This window comes from Streptomyces sp. NPDC048416 (assembly GCF_043200435.1).
Taxonomy (GTDB): Bacteria; Actinomycetota; Actinomycetes; order Streptomycetales; family Streptomycetaceae; genus Streptomyces.
On the sequence record NZ_JBICXU010000029.1, the window covers coordinates 66,611 to 88,670 of the forward strand.

At 71.0% G+C, this 22,060-nt stretch carries 22 protein-coding genes, 3 pseudogenes and 1 riboswitch; of the genes and pseudogenes, 18 read left to right on the forward strand and 7 right to left on the reverse strand.

What is annotated here, in order from left to right; all coding sequences use genetic code 11:
* Positions 1-61 precede the first annotated feature (61 nt).
* From ACGFW5_RS28365 to ACGFW5_RS28405, 9 genes are all read left to right on the forward strand, one after another.
* On the forward strand, positions 62-664 hold the full coding sequence (locus ACGFW5_RS28365) for a TetR/AcrR family transcriptional regulator (protein WP_393837138.1): 603 nt from the start codon (positions 62-64) through the stop codon (positions 662-664).
* Positions 665-901: 237 nt separating this feature from the next.
* The gene (locus ACGFW5_RS28370; RefSeq protein WP_393837139.1) at positions 902-1,363 is read left to right on the forward strand and encodes a VOC family protein; all 462 of its coding nucleotides are present in this window, start codon (positions 902-904) and stop codon (positions 1,361-1,363) included.
* Between the two features lie 319 nt (positions 1,364-1,682).
* A complete protein-coding gene (locus tag ACGFW5_RS28375) occupies positions 1,683-2,915 on the forward strand; it encodes an SLC13 family permease (RefSeq protein ID WP_393837140.1) in 1,233 nt (410 codons plus the stop codon).
* A gap of 9 nt (positions 2,916-2,924) precedes the next feature.
* Positions 2,925-3,509, forward strand: a complete 585-nt coding sequence (locus ACGFW5_RS28380) for a universal stress protein (RefSeq protein WP_393837141.1) — start codon at positions 2,925-2,927, stop codon at positions 3,507-3,509.
* Between the two features lie 231 nt (positions 3,510-3,740).
* On the forward strand, positions 3,741-4,241 hold the full coding sequence (locus tag ACGFW5_RS28385) for a fluoride efflux transporter FluC (protein WP_393837142.1): 501 nt from the start codon (positions 3,741-3,743) through the stop codon (positions 4,239-4,241).
* Complete coding sequence (locus tag ACGFW5_RS28390) at positions 4,238-4,585, forward strand: DUF190 domain-containing protein (protein ID WP_393837143.1); 348 nt, start codon at positions 4,238-4,240, stop codon at positions 4,583-4,585. Before ACGFW5_RS28385 ends, ACGFW5_RS28390 begins: the two co-directional genes overlap by 4 nt.
* Positions 4,582-4,956 carry a fluoride efflux transporter CrcB gene (crcB, locus tag ACGFW5_RS28395; RefSeq protein ID WP_393837144.1) on the forward strand — a complete coding sequence of 125 codons (375 nt, stop codon included), beginning with the start codon at positions 4,582-4,584 and terminating at the stop codon, positions 4,954-4,956. Before ACGFW5_RS28390 ends, crcB begins: the two co-directional genes overlap by 4 nt.
* A 327-nt stretch (positions 4,957-5,283) precedes the next feature.
* Positions 5,284-5,901, forward strand: a complete 618-nt coding sequence (locus ACGFW5_RS28400; RefSeq protein ID WP_393837145.1) for a phosphatase PAP2 family protein — start codon at positions 5,284-5,286, stop codon at positions 5,899-5,901.
* Positions 5,902-6,021: 120 nt separating this feature from the next.
* Entirely contained in the window at positions 6,022-6,705 is a 684-nt protein-coding gene (locus ACGFW5_RS28405) for a hypothetical protein (RefSeq protein ID WP_393837146.1), read from the forward strand.
* A gap of 148 nt (positions 6,706-6,853) precedes the next feature.
* Here the strand turns inward: ACGFW5_RS28405 and ACGFW5_RS28410 are convergent, their stop codons facing one another.
* On the reverse strand, positions 6,854-7,477 hold the full coding sequence (locus tag ACGFW5_RS28410) for an RraA family protein (protein WP_393837147.1): 624 nt from the start codon (positions 7,475-7,477) through the stop codon (positions 6,854-6,856).
* A gap of 958 nt (positions 7,478-8,435) precedes the next feature.
* Positions 8,436-8,619: riboswitch (cyclic di-AMP (ydaO/yuaA leader) on the forward strand.
* Positions 8,620-8,621: 2 nt separating this feature from the next.
* Here ACGFW5_RS28410 and ACGFW5_RS28415 point away from each other — a divergent pair.
* The 4 genes from ACGFW5_RS28415 to ACGFW5_RS28430 all read left to right on the forward strand — a co-directional run bounded on the left by ACGFW5_RS28415 (position 8,622) and on the right by ACGFW5_RS28430 (position 11,474).
* Positions 8,622-9,404: a transglycosylase SLT domain-containing protein gene (locus tag ACGFW5_RS28415; RefSeq protein ID WP_393837148.1), complete on the forward strand. Its 783-nt coding sequence runs from the start codon at positions 8,622-8,624 to the stop codon at positions 9,402-9,404.
* Between the two features lie 355 nt (positions 9,405-9,759).
* Positions 9,760-10,191 (forward strand): anti-sigma factor antagonist, encoded by a 432-nt coding sequence (locus ACGFW5_RS28420; RefSeq protein WP_393837149.1) that lies wholly within the window; start codon positions 9,760-9,762, stop codon positions 10,189-10,191.
* A 534-nt stretch (positions 10,192-10,725) separates the two neighbouring features.
* A complete protein-coding gene (locus ACGFW5_RS28425) occupies positions 10,726-11,028 on the forward strand; it encodes a hypothetical protein (RefSeq protein WP_393837150.1) in 303 nt (100 codons plus the stop codon).
* Positions 11,025-11,474 (forward strand): nucleoside deaminase, encoded by a 450-nt coding sequence (locus ACGFW5_RS28430; protein WP_393837175.1) that lies wholly within the window; start codon positions 11,025-11,027, stop codon positions 11,472-11,474. Before ACGFW5_RS28425 ends, ACGFW5_RS28430 begins: the two co-directional genes overlap by 4 nt.
* Positions 11,475-11,525: 51 nt before the next feature.
* Here the strand turns inward: ACGFW5_RS28430 and ACGFW5_RS28435 are convergent, their stop codons facing one another.
* A complete protein-coding gene (locus ACGFW5_RS28435) occupies positions 11,526-12,236 on the reverse strand; it encodes an HAD family hydrolase (protein ID WP_393837151.1) in 711 nt (236 codons plus the stop codon).
* Positions 12,237-12,531: 295 nt separating this feature from the next.
* On the opposite strand from ACGFW5_RS28435, the gene ACGFW5_RS28440 reads away from it, so the two are divergent.
* Positions 12,532-14,139, forward strand: coding sequence for an adenosine deaminase (locus ACGFW5_RS28440; protein WP_393837152.1), 1,608 nt, complete (start codon positions 12,532-12,534; stop codon positions 14,137-14,139).
* A 151-nt stretch (positions 14,140-14,290) separates the two neighbouring features.
* Here ACGFW5_RS28440 and ACGFW5_RS28445 read toward each other — a convergent pair whose 3' ends face one another.
* Positions 14,291-16,399 (reverse strand): glycoside hydrolase, encoded by a 2,109-nt coding sequence (locus ACGFW5_RS28445; RefSeq protein ID WP_393837153.1) that lies wholly within the window; start codon positions 16,397-16,399, stop codon positions 14,291-14,293.
* Positions 16,400-16,535: 136 nt separating this feature from the next.
* Between ACGFW5_RS28445 and ACGFW5_RS28450 the strand changes: the two genes are divergently transcribed.
* The 3 genes and pseudogenes from ACGFW5_RS28450 to ACGFW5_RS28460 form a co-directional block, all read left to right on the forward strand.
* Positions 16,536-17,009 carry a hypothetical protein gene (locus ACGFW5_RS28450; RefSeq protein ID WP_393837154.1) on the forward strand — a complete coding sequence of 158 codons (474 nt, stop codon included), beginning with the start codon at positions 16,536-16,538 and terminating at the stop codon, positions 17,007-17,009.
* A gap of 163 nt (positions 17,010-17,172) precedes the next feature.
* A pseudogene (locus tag ACGFW5_RS28455) lies at positions 17,173-18,102 on the forward strand (ISKra4 family transposase); the annotation flags it as partial.
* A 165-nt stretch (positions 18,103-18,267) separates the two neighbouring features.
* A pseudogene (locus ACGFW5_RS28460) lies at positions 18,268-18,870 on the forward strand (ISKra4 family transposase); the annotation flags it as partial.
* Between the two features lie 20 nt (positions 18,871-18,890).
* Here ACGFW5_RS28460 and ACGFW5_RS28465 read toward each other — a convergent pair.
* The 3 genes and pseudogenes from ACGFW5_RS28465 to ACGFW5_RS28475 form a co-directional block, all read right to left on the reverse strand.
* Positions 18,891-19,649 carry a 2-phosphosulfolactate phosphatase gene (locus ACGFW5_RS28465; RefSeq protein WP_393837155.1) on the reverse strand — a complete coding sequence of 253 codons (759 nt, stop codon included), beginning with the start codon at positions 19,647-19,649 and terminating at the stop codon, positions 18,891-18,893.
* Between the two features lie 70 nt (positions 19,650-19,719).
* Positions 19,720-20,043 (reverse strand): hypothetical protein, encoded by a 324-nt coding sequence (locus tag ACGFW5_RS28470; RefSeq protein WP_393837156.1) that lies wholly within the window; start codon positions 20,041-20,043, stop codon positions 19,720-19,722.
* Positions 20,027-20,834 (reverse strand): annotated as a pseudogene (locus ACGFW5_RS28475) (IS5 family transposase). The gene ACGFW5_RS28470 and the pseudogene ACGFW5_RS28475 overlap by 17 nt, the downstream one beginning before the upstream one ends.
* Before the next feature lie 55 nt (positions 20,835-20,889).
* Between ACGFW5_RS28475 and ACGFW5_RS28480 the strand changes: the two are divergent.
* Complete coding sequence (locus ACGFW5_RS28480) at positions 20,890-21,108, forward strand: hypothetical protein (RefSeq protein WP_393837179.1); 219 nt, start codon at positions 20,890-20,892, stop codon at positions 21,106-21,108.
* Between the two features lie 200 nt (positions 21,109-21,308).
* Here ACGFW5_RS28480 and ACGFW5_RS28485 read toward each other — a convergent pair whose 3' ends face one another.
* The gene (locus ACGFW5_RS28485; protein ID WP_393837176.1) at positions 21,309-21,977 is read right to left on the reverse strand and encodes a helix-turn-helix transcriptional regulator; all 669 of its coding nucleotides are present in this window, start codon (positions 21,975-21,977) and stop codon (positions 21,309-21,311) included.
* Positions 21,978-22,060 lie beyond the last annotated feature (83 nt).

Below are 22,060 nucleotides of genomic sequence, written 5' to 3' on the forward strand. Positions count from 1 at the left end.
TATTGTGGGCGCATGCCCACTCGTCAAGGGGAGGGCCGGACAGAGAGCGGGGACCTACGCGATGCCGACCGGTGTGGCCATGCACGACGCGCGCCGCCAGCTGTTCTCCGCCGCCGAACAGATCCTCGTGCGCGACGGTGCCAACGGGCTGACCAGCCGTGCCGTCACCGCGGAGGCGGGCTGCGCCAAAGGCGTCCTGCACCGGCACTTCGACGACTTCGACGACTTCCTCGCCGAGCTGGTGCTCGACCGGATCGGCCGGATCGGGACACAGGGCGCCGCGCTGCGCGAGGCGGCCGGCAGCGGAGCCGTCGCCGACCACCTGACCCATGCCCTGAGGGAACTCTTCGGACCGGTCGCGGTGGCGATCGTCGGCCTCGTCATCTCCCGGGACGCCCTGCGCTCCCGGCTGCGGCGCACCACACCGCAGGGCATCCCCCTCCTCATGCAGGCCACGGCCATGCTCGCCACCTACCTCGCCGCCGAACGAGATCTGGGCCGCATCGCACCGGACGCCGACGTCGACGCCCTCGCCCCCACACTGATCGGCGCCGGGCATCTGCTGTTCGCCGACCGGCAGGGCCCGGCGCCGGACGCCGAAGCCGTCCGCAGGACCGTGCTCACCGTCATCGCGGGCGCGGTGCGGCAGCCGCCGGGCCGATAGTTCGGACGGGTACGGACGGGTGGGGGAATCAGCCCGCTCGCTCCGTCGTGCCGCGTTCACCGTGCCCACCGGTGTCCATGGCATCCCCCTGTCGGGGATTGAGGACCGATCCTGTCCGCCACGGGTGCCACAGTGGGCGCCATGGACGCCCATCAAGAGCCATCCACCGCCTCGCCGAGTCTGCCTGGTGCATGACCTCCACCTGTACGCCTCCCCCTCGATGACCGGAGCGACCCGATGAGCCGTCACCTTCAGATCACCTTCGACGCCCATGACCCACGAGCGCTGTCGCAGTTCTGGCGCGAGGTCTTGGGCTATGTCCATCCCGGGCCGCCCGGAGTCGAGTTGCCCCAGGGGGCCGACCCCTTGGCCGCGTGGGACGACTTCCTCGCGCGGGCCGGCGTACCGGAGGAGCAGCGCAACACGAGGTCGGCCGTCGAGGACCCCGAGGGGCACGGGCCACGGCTGTTCTTCCAGCAGGTGCCGGAGGGCAAGACCGCCAAGAACCGCGTCCACCTCGATGTCCGTGCGGCCCCTGGGCTGCTGGGGGACGAGCGGATGGCGGCGCTTGAGGCGGAGTGCGACCGGCTCGTGGCCCTCGGAGGTGCGCGGGTACGCCGACACGAGCCCGCGCCCCCGATGAGCGCCGGCTTCATCGTGATGACCGACCCCGAGGGCAATGAGTTCTGCCTGGACTGACACCCTTCGGCCGACCGGCCCAACCCCGTGACCGCCCCCCAACCCCGTGGCCGCCCCCAACCCCGTGACCGCTCGACCCCATGGCCCCTCAACCCCATGGCCGCTCAACCCCCGTGGCCGCACAGTGGTGTGCGTGCGTGGACGGGCGCGTATCGACCAGGTTTCCGTCCGGGCCTGTTCCGCGGACGCGGTGCTCCTGTCGGACAATGCGGGGAGGTGACCAGCGCGTAAGGTCACCTGCGGTGGTGTGGCACGGGGCCCGCGGCCGCGATCGTCCGTCGCCCGGAGGCCGACCCTGAGTACCGTCACCGCCGAGATCGTGTCGGCCGTCCTCCTGTTCGGCGTGCTCGCCTTCGCCGTCGTACGCCCCCGCGACCTGCCGGAGGCGGTGGCGGCGATCCCCGCGGCGGGACTGGTCGTCGCGCTCGGCGCGGTCTCGCCCACCGAGGCATGGCAGCAGACCCGCGACCTGCTGCCCGTCGTCGGTTTCCTCGCCGCGGTGCTCGTCTTGGCTCAACTCTGCGACGACGAGGGCCTGTTCGCGGCCGCCGGAGACGCCGTCGCCCGGCTGTGCGGGGCCAGTGCCCAGCGGCTGCTCGGCGGGGTGTTCGCCGTGGCCGCGGTCATCACGGCCGTCCTCAGCCTGGACGCGACGGTCGTGCTGCTCACCCCCGTGGTGTTCGCGACCGCGGCGCGCGCCGGTGTCCGGGCCCGCCCGCACGTCTACGCCACCGCGCACCTGGCCAACTCGGCGTCGCTGCTGCTGCCCGTCTCCAACCTCACCAACCTGCTGGCGCTCGCCGCCAGTGGGTTGTCCTTCACACGGTTCGCCGCGCTGATGGCGCTGCCCTGGCTCGCCGCCATCGCCGTCGAGTACGCAGCCTTCCGAATCTTCTTCCGTGCCGATCTGGCCGCCGCCCCGGGCGGGGCGCGGGCGCGGGAGAGCACGCCGGTGCCGGTGTTCACCGTGGTGGTCCTCGCCCTGACGCTCGCCGGGTTCGCCGTGACCTCGTTCGCGGGCCTCAGCCCGGCCTGGGCCGCGCTCGGGGGCGCACTCGTCCTCGCTGCCCGCGCCCTGTCACGGCGCCGCACCACGCCGCGCAAACTGGTGGCATCGGCGGGGCTCCCGTTCTGTCTGTTCGTGCTCGGACTCGGGATCGTCGTCAAAGCGGTCGTGGACAACGGCCTCGGCTCCGCCATCGGCCATCTGCTGCCCGAAGGCGACGGGCTGCCCGCCCTGCTCGCGGTCGTCGCCGTGGCCGCGGTCCTCTCCAACCTCATCAACAACCTGCCCGCCGTACTCGCGCTGCTGCCGGTCGCCACCGCGGGCGGCCCCGGCCCGGTCCTCGCCGTCCTCATCGGCGTCAACCTCGGCCCCAACCTCACCTACGTCGGGTCGCTCGCCACCCTCCTGTGGCGGCGCATCCTGCACGAACACGACGACGCGCCCGCACTCGGGCACTTCACCCGCCTCGGACTGCTGACCGTTCCCGCCACACTGGTCGCGTCCACCGCCGCGCTGTGGGCGGCGCTGCACACGATCGGAGGCTGACCGCATTCCATGAGCGTCATCATCTGGATCACCGAGGGCAGCTGGCCCGCCTGCGTGGACGCCGCACGCGCGCACGCCACTGCCGACGCCGACCTGGTACTCCTGCACGTCACCGACGACGCGGTGGCCGAGGCGGCACACGGCGCGTTCGCGGGGCTGCTCGGCCGTGGCCACCGCGAACGCGATCCCGGCACCCGGCTCGAAGACCTCGCGCGGGCCGCCACCGACGACCTCTTCGCCGAGGCCGAGCGGCGCCTGAACCGTCCGGCCCGCCGCATCGAGCGGCACGGCCGCGCCGAACAGGAGGTCGTACGCGCGGCCGAAGGCGCCGACCTCCTGGTCTGCGCCCGCGACGGCGACCGCAGCCGCCTCGGTCCCCGCAGCCTCGGCCACGTCACCCGTTTCGTCGTGGACCACGCGCCCTGCCCGGTCCTGCTGGTCTGGCCGGACGCGGCGCCGGACCTCGGCTCCCTGCCCAGCACGCCGCCCCCGCCGCCACCGCCACCGCCGCCGCCCCCACCGCCACCGCCGCCGCCCCCGCCGCCACCGCCGCCGCCCCCGCCTCCACCCCCACCGGGCCACCCCGGTCGCTGAGCTCGCCCCCGGTTCGAGGCCGGTTGGCGAGCGGGCTAGCGCGGGCGCTAGCCTGGAGGCAGCGGCGGTCCTGTGGGCCCGCCGCGCGGCGGTGGGGCCCGCCGTACCCGAACCGCGGCATCCGCGCCGCCAACGGTCCCTACTTGCGAGCGCGTGCGCCCGGATCGGGGTCTCCCTCTCTCTCGAAGGAAGCCGAGAGCTCGGGAAGGGTGCCCAGCAGGTAGGAGAGGTATGTCCGACGGAGCCAAGCAGCCCCTGACGGCCGACGGCCGCACCGAGTCCGACATCGACCCGGATCTGCCGCCCGCCGCGCCGCGCCGGCGCGACGCGGCGCGCGGCCTCGGGCCTGTCCTTGCGGTGGTGGCACTCGGCGGCGCCATAGGCACCAGTGCCCGCTACGGCGCGTCCCTCCTGTGGGCCACCGCGCCGGGATCCTTTCCCTGGACGACCTTGCTGGTCAACGCCGGGGGCTGCGCCGTGATCGGCGTGTTCATGGTGGTGATCACGGATGTGTGGGCCGCGCACCGGCTCGTGCGTCCGTTCTTCGGGACCGGTGTGCTCGGCGGCTTCACCACCTTCTCGACGTACGCCGTCGACATCCAGAAGTTCATGACCCACGGGCAGCCCCGCACCGGTCTCGCCTATCTGGCGCTGACGTTGCTGACGGCGCTCGTCATGGTGTGGAGCGCGGTGTGGACCACCCGCCGCGTCCTGGCGTGGAGGCAGCGATGACCAGACCGACCGGGCGGGCCCTGCGCCTGACGATCCTCATCGGCGAGAGCGACCTGTGGCACCACAGGCCCGTGTACACCGAGATCGTGCACCGTGCCCACGCGGCGGGCCTGGCCGGAGCCAGCGTGTTCCGGGGCATCGAGGGCTTCGGCGCGTCCTCCCGCATCCACACCCAGCGCCTGCTCTCCCTGAGCGAGGACCTGCCCGTCGCCATCGTCGTCGTGGACGACGAACAGCGGATCCGGGACTTCTTGCCCCAACTCGACGAGCTGGTCGCCGAGGGGCTGGTCCTGCTCGACGCGTGCGAGGTCATCCGCCACGGCGGACAGGAGCGCGCCCGGTGAACTGGCTGCTGGTGACGCTGGGCGCGGCGATCGGCGCCCCCCTGCGGTTCCTGACCGACCTGACCGTGCAGAAGAGGCACGACAGCGTCTTTCCCTGGGGCACCTTCACGGTCAACGTCGTGGGCTGCCTGATCCTCGGCGTGCTCACCGGCGCGGTCAGCGCGGGCGCCGCGTCCTCGCACGTGCAGCTGTTCGTCGGCACCGGCCTGTGCGGAGCACTGACCACGTACTCGACGTTCTCCTACGAGACGCTGCGGCTCGCCGAGGACGGCGCGAAGTTCTACGCCGCCGCGAACGTCGTGGTCAGCGTGGTCGCCGGTCTCGGCGCGGTGTTCATGGGCGTGACGCTCGCCGAAGCCCTCTGGGCCTGAGACCCCGCCTGAGACCCCCGGGCGGCGGCGGAACCGCCGGGGGGCCGCGTGGGGGCGAGGTGAGTCGTCACCGGGGCGCCGCTCGGGGGCGAGGCGGGCTGCCACCGGGTTGCCGGCTGGCCCCACACGCCGCCCGGCGAGCCGCCGCCCGGCGCACCCGCGCAACCGATCGGCTTTCTTTTACGTCTACGAGCCTGTAGACATTCACGGAGCCCCTGAAGATTCGCCCGACCGCCGCCCGGCCGTCACGCGCAGGCCCCCTCGTGGACCCGCCGCGACGGCAGCCGAGCGCGCGCTGCCCGCCCAACCTCCGGAGAACCCCACCCCATGACCAGTTCCACCGTTACGACGCAGGCCCTGGACGGAGCGTCCATCGACGGCGGCCTGTACGGCGACATCACCGACTTCGCCCGGCACACACACTGGCTGAACGGCCCGGTGTTCGCCTACACCAGTTACGGCGTCGCCCTGTTCGCGGTGTTCATGCTCGTCGGCTGGTGGGCGGCACGGCGCAAGGACGCGTCGGTGATGGCGGCGGCGCTGGCCGCGCCGGTCGCGATGGTGCTCGCCTACGCGGTGAACGACGCGGTCAAGTCGGTGTTCACCGAGCCGCGCCCCTGCCGCGCCCTGCCGCACGACTTCCTGATCGAGAAGTGCCCGCCCCTGGACGACTACGCGTTCCCCAGCAACCACACCACGGTCGCCGCGGCCGCCGCCGTCGCCCTGTTCTTCGTCGACCGCAGGCTCGGCGCCGTCGCCACGCTGGCCGCGCTCGCGATGGGCGCCTCCCGGGTGTACGTCGGAGCGCACTACCCGCACGACGTGCTGGTCGCGTTCGTGGTCGGAGCGGTGGTGGCGTTCGCGGTGACGTGGTCGGCGCGCCGCTACGCGGCGCCGCTCGTCACACGGCTGCGAAGCGGCGCCCTGAAGCCTCTGCTGGCCTGAGGCGCGAGGGCCCGGTGACCGGAAGCCGGGGTGCGGACGGCGAAGTCCGGGACGACATCCCGCGTACGGGCGGGCGCTCACCGGTGTCCACAGCGCGCCGCAGCCCCTAGGCTCGGCGACGTGCTGCGAATCGTCGATGAACTCGCCGGACCTGGCCCCTTGCGCGTCTGCGCCCATGCCCCCGCCGACGGTGACCCGGGCACCGCCCTGCGGGTGCTGCTGATCGCGGACGTGCTGGCGCGCGTCGTCGAACTGCGTGGCCGGGCGGTCCTCGTGGGACGGACCGGCCCGGTGTGGCCCACGGCGGCCGCCGACATCCGCCCGGCCGACGCCGAGGGCGGCCTCGACGAGGTCACCGAAGGACTCGGCGGCCCGCCGGACGTCCATCTCACCAGTGGTACGTACGAGGGTGTGAACACCGCGTGCCTGAGGATCGGCGAGGCCGATCTGCCCCCGCTCGACGACCTCGATCCCCTGGCGCTACGTCTGTTGCTGCTGCGCCGGCCCTACGAGGAGCCGGTCACGGCCACTGCCGAGGAGATCGGCGACGCCGCCCGCACGCTGGGCCGCTGGCGGCGTGCCGTGGCGACCTGGGCCGGGCAGCCGTCGAAACCGATCCCGGCCGAGCTCAAGAGCACGGCCCGCGCCGCTCTGGACAGCCGGCTCGACACCGCCGCCGTGCTGCACCTCCTGGAGGACCTGGAGACGGCGCCCGAGGTGCCGGAGGGCGCCAAGTTCGAGACCTTCGCCCACCTGGACCGCGTCCTGAGTCTGGAACTCGTGCGTGAGGTGGGCACGGTCTGACCCCGCCGCCGTTCGCCGCCCGGCCGGCCCGACGGACCGGCCGGCCCGGGGGCGCGGTGGATGGCGAGCATCGTCGGCGCACCGACCGCTGACACCCCCACCTGGCCCTCAACGGACCGCGCCAGACGCCCAGTTGGCGCGTGTGCGCTCAGCCCTCGAAGCCGCCCTGCTTCAGGAGCTCGTCGATGCGGCCACGGTGCGCCGCTTCCCACGCGTCGAGTGATTCGTCGGCCTCCATGGCGAGCTTGCGCCGGGCGTCGAGGAGCACCTGCTCCCCACGGGCCCGCGGCGTGACGACGACCCCCTCCTCGTCGGCCACCACGAGATCGCCCGCCTCCACCAGCACTCCGCCGCAGCGCACCGGGGCGTTGAGCGGCCGGACGGCCTTCTTGGCCCCCGGGACGGGAATGACGCCCCGGGCGAAGACGGGAAAGCCCAACTCGCGCACCTCGGCGAGGTCACGGATGAGCCCGTCGGCCACGAACCCGGCGACGCCCCGGCGTTGGGCCACGGCGCACACGTTGCCACCGGCGAGCGCGTAGTCCAGATCGCCCGATTCGACGACGATGACCGAACCCGGCTCGGCGCGGTGGATGGCCGCGTGCAGCATGAGATTGTCGCCCGCGGGACAGCGGACCGTGAACGCGGGCCCGGCGAGGCGCGGAATGGGGGACCAGAGAGGGCGAATTCCGATATCCATGACCTGCTCGCGTCCCAGAAGGTCGGCGAGCGTGGTCGGGGAAATGTTCTTGAATTCATTGATGTCGTTCATGTTCATCCTCGGTCGTGTTGCGAGTGGTCCGGCACGGAAGGGTGGTTCTGATGGACCGTTCGTGATGTTACGCAGCGCATTCCGAGATGGTCTCAGGCGATCTGACCGGCCGCCAGAAGCCTTTCCCGTACGAGGGACCGTGACCCCGGGCGCCGTACACAGGGCGAACTCCCGGTGGTGGTCGGCCAGTCCGTCCCAGGTGTGGAGGAGATCTGTGCCGGCCGGGGAGATCGGCGGGGCGAAGTCGACACCCCGCGCAGTCAGCCGCTCGCGCACCTGGGCGCCGGTCCGGGCGTCGCCGACCCAGTCGATCAGCGCGACATCGAGGCCTAGGGGGTGTCTGGTGGATCATGGCCGGGGGTGCGGCGCCTGGCACGGCACCTCGCGGCGTTGCCGAAACGCCCCGATAGCTCCGCTATCACGACGTTCCGGCGCCTTGCGATGCACCGCACCAGGCGCCGCACCCTGACCGACCCTGATCCACCAGACACCCCCTAGTGCCCTGGCTCCGAGGGCCACGGTCACCCCGGTGTGCGGGCCGTGAGCATGATCTCGAAGTGACGGCGGGGCCGCGCCGCTTTGGTGCCCGGGCAGCAGCGCCACCTTTGTCGCCCGGGCAGGGCACCGGGTGCACGGCAATATGCCCTTGTGTCCGAAATGGAACGCTATGGGATTTCCTGTCACGGCCGGGACAATGTCCCAATTGGGGCTATTGGGCGAACCTCACCACTTTTGATACCAGCCCGTACGGTTCCCCGAAGGGCAAGTGAATTGGGTCACTCACCGGACGGTGTGTCAGTGGAGTCCGCAGGGCCATTTCCGTTCGTTTACAAGAGAGTTGAGGAATTCGATCAAGCGACGGAGGCGTGCCGATTTCGGTGGATCAATATCCCGGGCGGCCTTCATTGAATTCCCACCTTGTTTCTCCTCGGTCCATTCGTTTACGTTCACCGTCAATCCGGATGGAACGCCGAATCCTGCCACCGTCCGGAACCTCCCACACACGTATGGCAGGAGCGGGGGACCCAGGTAAGCCGCCGGTCCGGATTCCGGAACGGCTGGGGTGAAGTCGTGTGCAGCACGACCGGACATCTCCCGTCCGAACCCGACAGCTCACCTCGCAGGCGAAGGAGAGGACATCACCATGCCTGCAAAGGGCAAGCACCGCCGCCCCAAGTCCAACTCGCTCACCCGGGGCCTCGCCGCCGCCGGCACCGGCGGTGCCGTACTCGCCATGCCGGTGATCGGTGCGACCACCGCCACCGCCGCTCCCGCGACGGTCCACTCGGCCACCGTGGCGAGCGTCGTCGCTGCCGCCCAGCCGGTCACGACGGCGAAGGCGGCCACGAGCTACGCCGTCGTCCAGGGTGACTCGCTGGCCAAGATCGCCGACACCCTCCACGTGAGCGGCGGCTGGAAGCAGCTGTACCAGGACAACCGGGGCGTCATCGGCGGCAACCCCGCCGTGATCCACCCGGGTCTCCGGCTCACCCTGAGCGGTCCGGCCAAGGCGGCCGCTGCCCCTGCTGCGCGGGATGCCTCGGACGACCGCGCGGACCGCTCCGCACGGTCGACCACCCTGACCGCCGCGACGACGACGTCGTACGCCAACAACCTCGACGGCTGGATCAAGCAGTCGCTGGCCGTCATGGCCCAGCACGGCATCCCCGGCACGTACGACGGCATCTACCGCAACATCATGCGCGAGTCCTCGGGCAACCCGCTGGCCATCAACAACTGGGACTCCAACGCCGTGGCCGGCACCCCCTCCAAGGGTCTCCTCCAGGTCATCCAGCCCACGTTCGCGGCGTTCCACGTGCCGGGCACGTCCACGGACCTCTACGACCCGATCGCGAACATCACCGCGGCGTGCAACTACGCCGCCAAGACGTACGGGTCGATCGACAACGTCTTCGGCGCCTACTGAGGCAGTCTCTGAGACAGCCCCTGCGGCCGGGCGCTCCTCCCGGCCGCAGGCAGGGTGTCCGGGTCGCCCCGGCGCCGCCCGCCCGGCAGTACGGCCCCCACCGGCCGTCTGCCGGGCGCGGTTCGCTCCGGCGTCTCGCGGCCGTCGCGAGGGCCCCGCACCCCGCTTGGGGCGTTCAAACGGGGCCGCCGCAAATTCCGTTCACCCCCCGGGGTGAACAATTTGAAGGTTGTACGTTTCTGCATGCGGGCCTTTTCCTAGGGTGGTAGTGCGTCACCCCGGGACCACGGTGACTGCCCGATGACCGTGCACCTCCGTACCGGCGGGGGTCCTTGCTGGACCGGGAGCTGCTGCCATGGGAACCACCGCTCGGCCATCCGTACCGGCCCCCGCATCGCCGGGGCTTCTCCCGGAGCGATGCCGCAATGCCAGGACCCACCTCATGCGGGGCGCCACGGTCGTCGAGGTCCTGGGCACGGTCGACCTGGCCACCGCGCCCGACGTGCGGCGCCATCTCGACGCGGCGACACAGCCGCCCGGCGCCCGCGTGATCGTGGACCTGCGGGCCGTGGACTTCTTCGACTGTGCCGCCCTCACCCTGCTCTGCCGGGCCCATCGCAGGATCCGCGAGCGCGGCGGCCGGCTCGGTGTGGTGTGCGTACGACCCTGGCATCTCCGGGTCCTCGCGGCGGGCGGACTCGACGGTCTGATCCGGCCGGCCGCCACGGTCGAGGAGGCGGCCCGCACCCTGGTGGCGCCCCCGGCGCCTGGCGCCAACAGGCCCTGACCGAAAGCCCGTTGCTTCGCGGGGGCGGCACGGTCCTTCATGGTGGACGGGGGAGGCCCTGATCGCTGCGGCCGATGCCCGTGCCCTGCTGGCTGCCTGTTGTGCCTTCGCCCCACGACCCCACCGGTGGTAGCACGTAGGGCCCGTTTTGGCGTCCCGCTACCCAAGGGGCTCACGTGGGGAACGTCCGCCGAGTCGCCGACCCCGTCGCCAACACCGCTGTGCGTGAGCAACGGGCCGTGGGGCGTGAGCAGTTGCTCAATGCGGCCGGTGAACAACGCTCACCCGCAACGGAGTTGAGACGCATGGCCCGCTACCTCGACGAGAGTCGGCTGCCGGGCCTGATCGGCTCTCTCTGTCAGGCACCTGCGAGCAGCCCCGCGCGAAGCCGGTCGGCGGGACGCTGACCCACGCGTACGGAAAGCTCACCCACACCGATGAGCGCCGGGTGCAGGCGCAGGGCGACCTCTTCGGCCGGGGGCTCGGGGCGTCGCTCCGGCCAAGGCGGGTGCCGAGCGGCGTATCTTTTCGTGGGTGAGTGCCCTTCAGAAGGCCGACTGGAACACCACCGTCAAGCGCGAGGCCGTGGTGGAGGAGAGCGAAGCGCTCAAGGCGCAAGCGGGTCGAGACCTCGTGCTCGGCGGTGCCGATCTCGCGGCCGCCTTCCGGCGCCACGACGTCATCGACGACCACCACGTCTACCGCAACGGCCGGAACGGCACGACCGGGGACCGGGCGCGGGGGCGCAGGGACGCCCGGACACGTCATCAGGACGGCGCGGAGCCGCGCGGAGTGGACACGCCACCGGGACGGGGGAGCGGCACGTGCAGCCCATGACGCGGGACCTGGCCGCGCGATGGCTTGCGACGGCCCTCGAAGAGGCGCGGGCAGGCCTCGCGGAAGGCGGCATCCCGATCGGCGCCGCGCTTTACGGCGCCGACGGCACACTCCTGGGGCGCGGTCACAATCTGCGCGTACAGCAGGACGATCCTTCCCTGCACGCGGAGACCGCCGCCTTCCGTGCCGCGGGAAGGCAGCGGTCCTATCGGGGCACGACCATGGTGACCACGCTGTCCCCCTGCTGGTATTGCAGCGGCCTTGTACGGCAGTTCGGTATGGCACGTGTCATCGTGGGTGAGGACGAGACATTCCGGGGCGGCCAGGAATGGCTGGCCGGGCACGGAGTGGACATCGTGGTGCTCGACGACCCGGAATGCGTGAGCATGATGACGCAGTTCATCGCGACACACCGCGCATTGTGGAACGAGGACATCGGGCAATGACGGCGCACGGGGGTGTTCAGGATGGCAAACCCGCCCTGCGCGCCGCCGGCCTCAACGCGCTTGCTGCGCAAGGCGGTTCAGGTGGGCGGGCAGATCACCGACGTGTCCGAGTGTGGCGATGGGCCCCGGCAGCGCTGCCGGGCGTGGCAGTGAGGTGATGAGAACGGCGGACATGCCGTAGCGGTGGGGAGCCGCGGCGTCGTTCTCCGCGTTGTCGCCGACGAACAGGATGTTCTCCGGCGGGCAGCCCGCGGCCCGCGTCACCGCGGCATAGAAGCGGGCGTCCGGCTTGCGGATGCCGAGCGAACTGGACAGCACCAGCGCGTCGAAACAGTGGGCGATCCCGGCTGCCCGCAGCGTACGAAGGCGTACCGGCTCGGGGCGGTCGGTGTTGGAGGCCAGCACGCAGGCCAGTCCGCTCGCGCGCAGATCCCGCAGCGCCCGCGCCGCCCGCGGGTCGACCCGCGCGTCGGGGACCGCCGTGAACACCGCCTCGACCGCGAGTCGCAGGTCCGGGACGGCGGCGCCGCAGTCATCGGCGGCGCGGCGCAGGCGTGAGGCGAACGAATGGTGGGCCCCCGGGGAGCCGTCGCCCGAGCGGGATCGGCGCGTGACGTGGTCGAACCGGGCGGCGAAGATGTCCGGGACCACCGCTCCGGGCAGGGCCCGCAGCACCCGGGCCACCAACTGGCCGTCGGGCGCCGGTCCATGACCGGCCAGGGTGCCGACGAAATCGAGCGCGAGCACGCGGACCTGAACCATCCGGACGTCCCCCTTCCGTTTTCCTCCTCACCTTACTGAGCGGGCTCCCGGACACCGGGTTCATCGGCATGCGTGTGCGGACGGATCCGCCGAAGCAGCCAAGGCCGGCAGGGGCCCCGCCCCGGCAATTCGGTCGGCCCGGCAGTACGGCAGTCCGGCGGTCCTGACGTCCGGTGTCCCGCGGCCCCGCCGTCCGACAAGTGCGGCGTCCGGCGGGGCAAAGGGGTCTTCCGGGTGCCCCGTGGTGTGATGCTGCCCGGGTGTGACCCCGCGTGCACGAGAAGAGGGACGGACCATGCGGAAGTGGCTCGCGAGCCGGTGGTCGGTGGTGGCCGCGTCAACGGCCCTCGGCATGGCCGCGGGAGTGCTGCCCGCGGCGGCCGTTCCACCGCGGCAGGGTGAAGCGGTCGGCGAACAGGCCCGTACACAGGCGTACTTGGCGCGCGTCGCCGACTCGCCAGAAGACCTGCGGCGCTTTCTGGCGGACCTGCCCAAGGGCGGCGACCTGCACCACCACCTGGCAGGCGCGGTACGTGCCGAGTCGCTGATCGGCTACGCGGCGCGGGACGGCAAGTGCATCGGCACGGCGACCTACGTCGTCACACCCGGGCCCCGGCCCTGCGCCGCCGGACAACGCCCCGCCGAAGATGCCCTGACGCCGGGCCCGTTCCGGCGGGGCGTGGTCCGGGCGTGGTCGATGCGAGGGTTTCCCCTGCCGCCCGACGGCGACCCCCAGCCCGGACACGACCACTTCTTCGACACGTTCGCACAGTTCGGGGAGGCCGAGACCGGTCACGATGCGGACATGCTCGCCGAGGCGGCCCGTGCCGCGGCCGGAGAACACAGCGGCTATCTGGAGACCCTTGTCACCCCGCAGGCCGGAGCGCTGCACCAGCTCGTCGACCGCATCCACCTCACGGACCCCGACGCGGGTGATCTCGCGGAGTTCCGTGCCACCCTGACCGGGGACCCCGGGTTCCAGGCCCTGGTCCGGCAGGCCGCCATCGACACCGACCGAGCCGTACGCGAGCACCGCACACTCCTGCACTGCGCAACCCGCACCGCCCAGAAGGCGTGCGCGGTCGCGATCCGCTTCGACTACCAGGTGCTGCGCGCCCAGGAACCCCGCCATGTGTTCGCCGAGCAGATCCTGGGCTTCGAGCTCGTACGCCAACGGCTCGGCGGGTTCGTGGGCGTGAACCTGGTCCAGCCGGAAGACGCGCCCGTCGCCCTGCGCGACTACACCCTGCACATGAAGATGGTCCGCTTCCTCAAGTCCCGCGCTCCCCGGGTACGGGTCAGCCTGCACGCGGGCGAACTCACCGAAGGCCTTCGCGGCGTCGGCGCCCACGACCTGCGCTTCCACATCAACGAGGCCGTCGACCTGGCAGGCGCCGACCGCATCGGCCACGGCGTCGACCTCACCCATGAGCGGGACCCCGAAGCGCTGACCGCGCGCATGCGCCGCCGGCACGTCCTCGTCGAGGCGCCGCTGATCAGCAACGCCCAGATCCTCCGTGTCGGCGGCGACCGGCACCCGCTGCGCACCTATCTCGCCGGGGGTGTCCCGGTAGCCCTGGCGACCGACGACCCGGGGGTCAGCCGCAGCGACCTGACCGCCGTCTTCCAGCGGGCCGTCACCGACCAGGGGCTGAGTGTGGCCCAGCTGCGCGCCTCGGCCCGTGCCTCGCTGGACCACGCGTTCGTGGAGGGCCGCACCCTGTGGCAGGAGCAGGACCGGTACGACGTGTTCGCCGCGCCATGCACCCACACCGTTCCCGACGCCCACCGGCCACCCGGCCCGTCCTGCCGCGCCTTCCTGGATGCCAACCCGAAGGCGGCGCTCCAATGGCAACTGGAGGCGGACTGGAGCGACTTCGAGCACCGGTACGGACACCGCTGAGCCAGGTGCCCCCTACGCCATGGTGACCGTGAGCAGCGCGTACCGCAGTACCGTCACATCCACCCTCACCGCACTCTCCACCGGTCGCTGACTCCGGCGGGCGGGGTGGTGTTCACGTACATGCCGCCGGCCTGGCCTGCGCGGGATGGCGTTACGACACCGCCTGCGCCGGGCACAGCCTGCGTGGGCTGCCGCCCTTGAGGGTCGCGTCCACGCAGCCGCCCGGAAGCCCGGCGTGGGGGACGGTGCCGAAGTTGGCCGTGACCGTCAGGGCGCCGTCGCCGAAGACGGTGCGCTGCACGGTGCGGTCGGCCGTCAGCCAGTCGAACGACGTCAGCTCCTTGGTTCCCGCCGCCTGGTGCAGGGGGGCGAAGTACGCCTGAAGTACGGCCAGTTCGCGCAGGTTCTGCTCCTGGCGCGGGTCCTGGTCGCTGAGCACGAAGTTCAACGGGGTGTTGTAGAGCATCGCGAGCAGTGCCCTGTTCGTCTTCAGCTCCGGCAGTTTGCCGAAGGGCAGTTCCCAGCGTTCCAGGTTGACCACCGAGCTGTGCAGAGCGGTTTCGTACAGCGGGGCGCGGTAGGCGGGGTCGTACATGGCCTTGAGGGCGTCGGCCACCGCGGCCCGGTGCTCGGGCTTGAAGTCGTCGACCCGGACCGGCTTGAAGAAGGTGTCCGGGGCGAGCGCGGGTGTGTAACCGCCCCAGGCCGTGTCGTCCTTGGGCTGGTCCGGCGTGGTGTCGAAGTGGCCGGTCTCCATCGGCCACAGCCGTCCGTCGACCGGCGTGCCCGAACCGTGGTCGAAGGCGAGGACCTGGTTGGCCCAGGACCCGGCGGCCTCCGAACCCAGCACGAGCGGGGTGCGCCGTGGGGTGGCGGGATCGAAGGTGCCGTCGCTCAGACGCCGCATCCGGGCAAGACGGTTGCCCCGGTCCTCGGCCATGGTCATGGGGTGGGCGGGGTCGTGGTCGCGGAAGAGCTCGCCCGCCGCGTCCACATCCAGGAAGTAGCTGTCCGCGCCGCCCGCCACCAGGGACCGCGTCCGGCCCGCGAGGTAGTGCTGCTGCGGCTCGGCCTGCTCGAAGGCCTGGGAGCTGAGATAGCAGCCCTGCCGGTGGAAACCGGGCTGCGGTGTGCCGTCGGCCCGCTGCACGCAGAAATCGGGGTAAACCCCTTGGGGCCACAGGGAGTTCGGGGGAGCGTCGGGGTCCTGCGGGCGCCCGTTGGCGAACGAGTCGTACGGTCCCACCAGATATCCCGCCTGCTGCGCCGCCGCGATGTCCTGGCTCTGCATGGGGGCGTCATCGGCGTCGTAGCCGAGCCAGAGCCGCGAGACGCCGAGGGAGGTGAGCCGCTGCACGCCCGCCGTCTTGCGGTACCCGCCCCAGGTGTAGGCGTGGAACGCGCCCAGAAGTTTTCCGGTCCCCGGGTTCTTGCGGATCTTCTCGCTCAGGCTGCCGAGTGTGCCGTGTTCGGCGAGCCAGTGCCGGTAGTCGACGGCGGGCGCCACCGCGGAGCCGTCGGTGAGGCTGAACGCGACGGTGTAGGCGCCGGTCGCGCCGGCCTTCGAGAAGGTGTGCGTGGCCGTGGTCCGCAGGCGTCCGCCCCGGGAGGCGTACGACAGTGACGTACCGATGTCGGTGGGAGTGAGGTAGCTGACGCCCAGGCCGCCGCGGAGGGTGTAGCCCCACAGGGGCAGGGAGAGCTGCGACGCCATGTCCTCCTGGGAGCCGACGAGTTGGGCCCGAGGGGAGTTCCAGAAGGAATCGGCGACCGGCAGCGAAAGGCCCTCGCCGCGCGGGAGTTGAAGGGCGGAAGCGGCCGGGTCGGAGCCCGTGACGGGCCAGGCCAGGGTCGAGTCGCCGGACGAGGTGATCGTGACGAGCAGCCTGCCGCGCTCGACGCGCGCCTGCGCGTGCAGCCCCCTGCCCGGGTAGGACCACTGGGCGCCCTCGTCCGACCTGGTCACGGCGCTGGGCGGACCCAGGGCGTCGACAGCCGGGTCGGACATCCGCAGGCCGCGCCCGCCGGTGGTGCGCGCGTCGATCCGCAGGGTCGCCGGATCGATGCTCGCCGTGCCGCCGGAGACGGCCAGATCCACCCGCCCGTCATGGATCCGCACCGGCGCGGCGCCGGTGGACCCGGTCGCGGCCGGGGTCAGGCCGGCCGCCAGAGCGGTCGTGACGGCGAGAACGAGCAGGGCACGCCGGGCACTTCGGGGTGCGGGGCGCGCGGGGGACGACTTCCTTGTGATGGTGTCCATGGCGCAGTGATAACGAAGAGTCGTAAGAAGGCTCTAAGACGTCATCTCATTCGGGTGCGGTTCTTCTGAAGGGAAGCAGCCGGTAGGTCGGTGCTGATCGGGGTGTGTTCGGCTGGGTCCCTCTCTACCGTGGGCGGTGGAGGAGGCGATCCTGATGGGCTCGTTGTTCGAGGAGTTGGAGGCCCGGGAGGCGACTGCCCGATTGCGGGTGGACGAGCTTGAGGAGCAACTAGCCGAGGTGACTGGCCGGTTGGACGAGGCTCGGGAGAATCTGGATCGGTTGCGGATCGCGCGGGAGACGGTGTCCGAGGTGATGGCCGAGATGTCGGCTGGTGCCTCTGCCGCGGTGGGTGCGGAGCCGCCGGAAGCCGTCGGGGCGGACGCGGCCGAGGAGTCGTCTGCGTACGCCGGAGCCGAGCGGCAGATGGTAGGGGTGGTGGCGGTGCCCCACTGGCGGCCTGGGATGGACACGAGTGCGCTGCCGAAGATCTACCGGGACATTGTGGAGGTGGTCCGGGACGCGCCCGGGCCGGTACGGGTCAAGCAGGTCGCGCCGAGGATCGGGCTGCCCGAGAGATGGGGAAGATCGAGGGGACCCGGGGAAAGCTGAAGCGGCTGGTCGCCAGGGGCCGGCTGGCCGAGGGCGATCCGGGCATGTTCTCTCCGGCCCACCATGAGGCGGAAACGGAGTCCAACTCCTCGTGGAGAAGGGGCTCTTCTCCCTGGAGTCGAAGGTGCCGACCAAATCGACGCTCGCCGAGAAGAGCCCCAGAATGGAACCGTATGACACAAGGGTGAGTGCTGATCTGTTTGCCCGCTCGATCAGCGCCTTCGAATCGCTGCTATGCACCCTGCGAGGCAAGCCGGCCCAGTGGTGGACCCACGCTGAGCTTGCGGAACACCTGGAAGAAGCCGGACGTCAACTGCTGCGGCAGCTACTGCAGGATCACCTGGATCTGCGGGCCCGCAGGGAAGAGGCGGCAGCCAGGCGAGAAGTGCGGCCGCGGGTGATCGGCTCGGACGGGCGGCTGCGTCCGGGGCGGGAGACGGGCCATGCACGCTGGCTGGCCTGCCTGTTCGGCCTGGTGCGGGTGGAACGCATGGCCTATCGGGGCCCCGCGATGGCCAATGTTCATCCGGCCGATGCGACGCTGTCGCTGCCCGCGGGTCGGCACTCGATGGGACTGCGGCGGCTCGCGGTGACCGAGGCGGTGCGGGGTTCGTTCGACCAGGCCCAGACAGCGATCGAGCGACGCTGCGGACGAGTGCTGGGCAAACGCCGCCTCGAACAGCTGGTGGCCGCCGCTTCCGGTGACATCGACTCCTTCTACCAAAAGCACATTCCCGTCGCCTCCAGCCGGGACGTGCTGCTGGTCATCGAGGTCGACGGCAAGGGCGTGGTCATGCGTCCGGAGGCGCTACGGCCCGCCACCCAAAGAGCACGGCTCGCCGCCAAGGTCGCTCATCGGAGCCGACTCACGCCGGGCGAGAAGCCCAACCGCAAGCGGATGGCCACCGTGGCCTGCGCCTTCGACGCCATCCCAGCTCCCCGGAGGCCGCACGATGTGATCCATCCGCCCGGCGGCCGCAGCACCCGCCGCCGCATCCGACGCGGCCCGGCCGCGGAGCGCAAGTGGTGCACCGCCTCCCTGGTCCATCCGCCCGAGAGGGCCATCGCCGACGTCTTCGCCCAGGCCGAAGCCCTAGGGGGTGTCTGGTGGACCATGGCCGGGGGCGCGGCGTCTGGCACGGCACCTCGCGGCGTTGCCGAAACGCCCCGATAGCTCCGCTATCAAGCCGTTCCGGCGCCTTGCGATGCACCGCACCAGACGCCGCGCCCTGACCGACCCTGATCCACCAGACACCCCCTAGACCCCGGCCATCACCGCTGCTGAGTCGTCCTGGTCGACGGCGCCCGCCACCAACTCGACCTGATCCACCGCGAAGCAGCCCGCCGCGGCTGCACGATCAACGTGCTCCTGGACTTCGTGCACGTCACCGAATACGTCTGGACGGCGGCCCACGCCTTCCACAAGCCCGGCACCACCGAGGCCGACGCCTGGGTCGCCGACCATCTCACCACGATCCTTGCAGGCCACGCTGACCACGCTGCCTAGGAGATGACCACCCAAGCCGACCGGACCGGCTTACGCGCCGGTCGACGAGAGGCCGTGGAAGCATGCCGTCGGTATCTGACCGGTCACCTCGACCAGCTCCGCTACGACATCGCACTGGCCTCTGGCTGGCCGATCGCCACCGGCGCGATCGAGGGCGCATGCCGCCACTTGATCGGCGACCGTCTCGATATCACCGGCGCCCGCTGGGGTCTCGTCGGTGCCGAAGCCGTGCTGCGCCTGCGTGCGCTCATCGACAACGGCGACCTCGATGAGTACTGGCGCTATCACCTCGAGCGCGAACACCAGCGCCTCTACCCTGCGCCCGACCAGCAGCATTACGACCTCACTGCCTGACCGACCAGAAGTTCGTGTGATCAGCCGACGCCGACGAAGGCGCCGTCGGTGAGTACCGGCACCACGCGGCTGACACCCAGCTCCGTGGCGACCGCGACGTCCTCGGCATACCCACCCTCACTCAGCTCGCGCCCGGACGAGCTGGACACGACAGCGGCGCTGGGATCCGGGGACCCGGTGAAGGCCGCCGCGGCCATGGCGGCTTCCGACGAGGGTACCTCACCGCCGCACTCAAGCAACACAGCGATCACCGCTCCGGCACCGAGCAGGTCCTCAAGTGCCGGCCGAAGACTGCCATCGGGCCAGCGTTCACCCGCGGCAATCACTCCCACAGGACGTTCGACGGTTCCGTAGCCATGAGCGCCGTGCCACCGGCCGACGGCGGTCGCATTCCTCAACGAGGCCGCGACTACGGTGGAATCTTCGGCGGCCGCAGCGGCGATCGCCGACCCGTTGGGCGACGGCAGCACCAGCCGCGGAGTGCACGGAGCACGTTGCAACGCAGCCGGCGACAGCGACCACGGTGAAGCCTCGGTCACCCCCCGGCGTCCCACCGCCAAAGCGGCGTCCATCTGCTTGGCAAAGCCCACGGCAGAATCATCTCGCCAGCGATAGGGGAACACCTGCGTCCCCGCTTCGGCCGCGACGGTCACTGCCGTCGTGAACGACAGCACGTCGACGACCACCAGGCAGGCGACATCACCCGCGAGTCGTTCCGCCCCAACTGGACCCCACTCGAGGCGCACACCATGACCAGCCTGCACGAAGACATCATTCACAGCTGACGATCATGCCAGCAGAAGCTGCCACTCGGCCGTAGCTCTTCCCTGCGGAAGGGCTACACCCATCTCATTTGGTGCTCGATAGGTTCCTTGACACGAGCACAGCGAGCTGGTGCAACCGCTGGCAGTACTGGGCCCCCACGGGGTCATTGATTTCAGGGATGACTCGCTCCAGGTCCTCGATGCGGCTCTGCAGAAGGATGCTGTTCTTGGAGTCGAGAGGGCCGCTGTTGTCGAGCCAACGAAGAACGCAGCCGGCGATGTCCAACTCAAGGAGCCATACGCCTGTGCCCCCGAAGGTGGCATGTCGCAGGCTGTCGGGGAACGGCTCTTGGCGGAATTCCCGCCAGAGACGATCTGCGGTCTGCACCTGTTCAGTCGATTCGCTCACTTGAGCCATCTTGCCGTAGCCGTTGAGTCGCTTTCATGTTCGTCTTCAAGCGGCGGTAGCAGATGAGGGATGCAGCGATGCCTGCGAACGCCAGGACGTGTTCAGCCTTGCGTTCATAGCGCCGGTGTAAGCAGCCCGAGAGCCAGGACATTGTCCGCTCCACGACCCATCGGTGTCGGCCGAGCCGGTTCGACGGCTCGATTCCCTTGCGTGCGATGCGATGACGGATCCCGCGTTGGCTCAGCCATCTCCGCAGGTGGGCGTAGTCGTAGCCCTTGTCTCCGTGGAGCATGCCGGAACGGCGGCGACGCGGTCCGCGGCAAGACTTGATAGGTGGGATGCCCTGGACCAGAGGCTGAAGGGCCTGGCTGTCGTGGACGTTCGCCCCGGAAATTCCGACGGAGAGGGGCAAGCCGGTCCGCTCCGTGATCAAGTGGATCTTCGACCCGAATTTACCCCTGTCGACAGGATTCGGGCCCTTCAGGTCCCCCGTCGATCGCGCCACGGGACCAATCCAACTAGCCGCGGGCGCTGGGCTCGTCGAGGACCAGACGGTGGAGCTTGGCCCACACCCGGGCCTTGCTCCACTCGGAGAACCGCCGGTGGGCTGTCGCCCCCGACGGCCCGAACGACGCCGTAGGCAGCTGCTGCCAAGTACACCCCGACGTAGCCACGAACAGAATCGCGGCCAGCACCTCCCGGTCACCATGCCGACGTCGGCCACCGCTTTGAGGCCGCGATGGAGCCTCCGGCACCACCCGCTGGAACAGCTCCCACAACTCATCCAGCATCAGCCGCTCAACAATGCCCACCACGACCGGCAGCCTACCCACCCCGCCAAATGAGATGAATTCTAAGAGCGCGACGTTGGGGAACAGCCACCGTCCTGGTACGGACCGGATCGAGGTGCTGCGGTTCACCGACGGCGACATCGTCCGGTACGCGACCCTCGGCCACCCGCCCCGCCCCCTCGCACCCGAAACCGGGGCCGCCCCGGCCCACCGCATCGTCCACCTCGACCCGCGACGCGTCCCCGGGGGGCGGGACCGCATGCAGTCGGCCTGATGAGCAACATGCCGCTGCCGAAGGGGCCGATGCCCCCGGGCATGCGGATGCCGCGCGGCGAAAAGATGCGCTGACCCCCCTACCTCGCAGCAGCAGGCCCGCCGGCCACTCGCCCCCCGCCCGCCGACATCGCGCTGCGCGAGGGGCCCCAGCGGGTCGACCGGGCTCTGGACGACACCAGGTGTCCCCGTGCGCACGGGTCAGGGCGCGGTGAGGTCGTGCGACGCCACCGGCGGCCAGTGGCCCGGGGCGAGGACGCCGAGCGCGTACGCCTTGGCCACCAGGGCCGTACGCCCCTGCACGCGCCAGCGCTGGGAGAGCCGGGTCAGGTGGTAGTTGACGCCGTCCACGGTCAGACCCAGGGCCTTGCCGATGGTGGCCGTGGTCGCCCCGGACGCCGCGAGCGCCAGGATGCGGGCCTGTGCCTCGGTCACCGAAACCCCGGCAGGCGGCGGGGGATCGGGACGCTCGTTCCGTACATACAGCATGGCGAGGAGCACCGGAGGGACCCCGTGGGTGGACATGATCGGGTCGATGGTGAACTCGCCCCGGCGATCGGCGCCGTCCGGGCCCGCCCGCCAGGTCACCTCGATGGGATAGCGGGAGGTACGCCCCGTACGCAGCGCCCTGACCAGCCGCTCGATCTGCTCCTCCGAGCGCGGCGTGAACAGCTCGCGCAGCGAGCGCCCGCGCAGCCGGCCGGGGGCGGTGCCCCATTCGGCGGCCATCGCGGGATTGGCGACATGCACCTCGCCGTCGATCCGGCAGACGGCTATCGGCATGGGGATGCGGTCGAGCAGGGTCAGGAAGTGGTTGCGCCACGCGCCGATGTCTTCCTCCTCCTCCACCGCCGCCTGCTGGTCGGCCATGCCGTGCGTCACCGTCCCTTCCTGGTCCGTCCGCAAGGGCCGGACGGGAGAAACCACTGCACAATCATGCAGTCGGGCTTCCG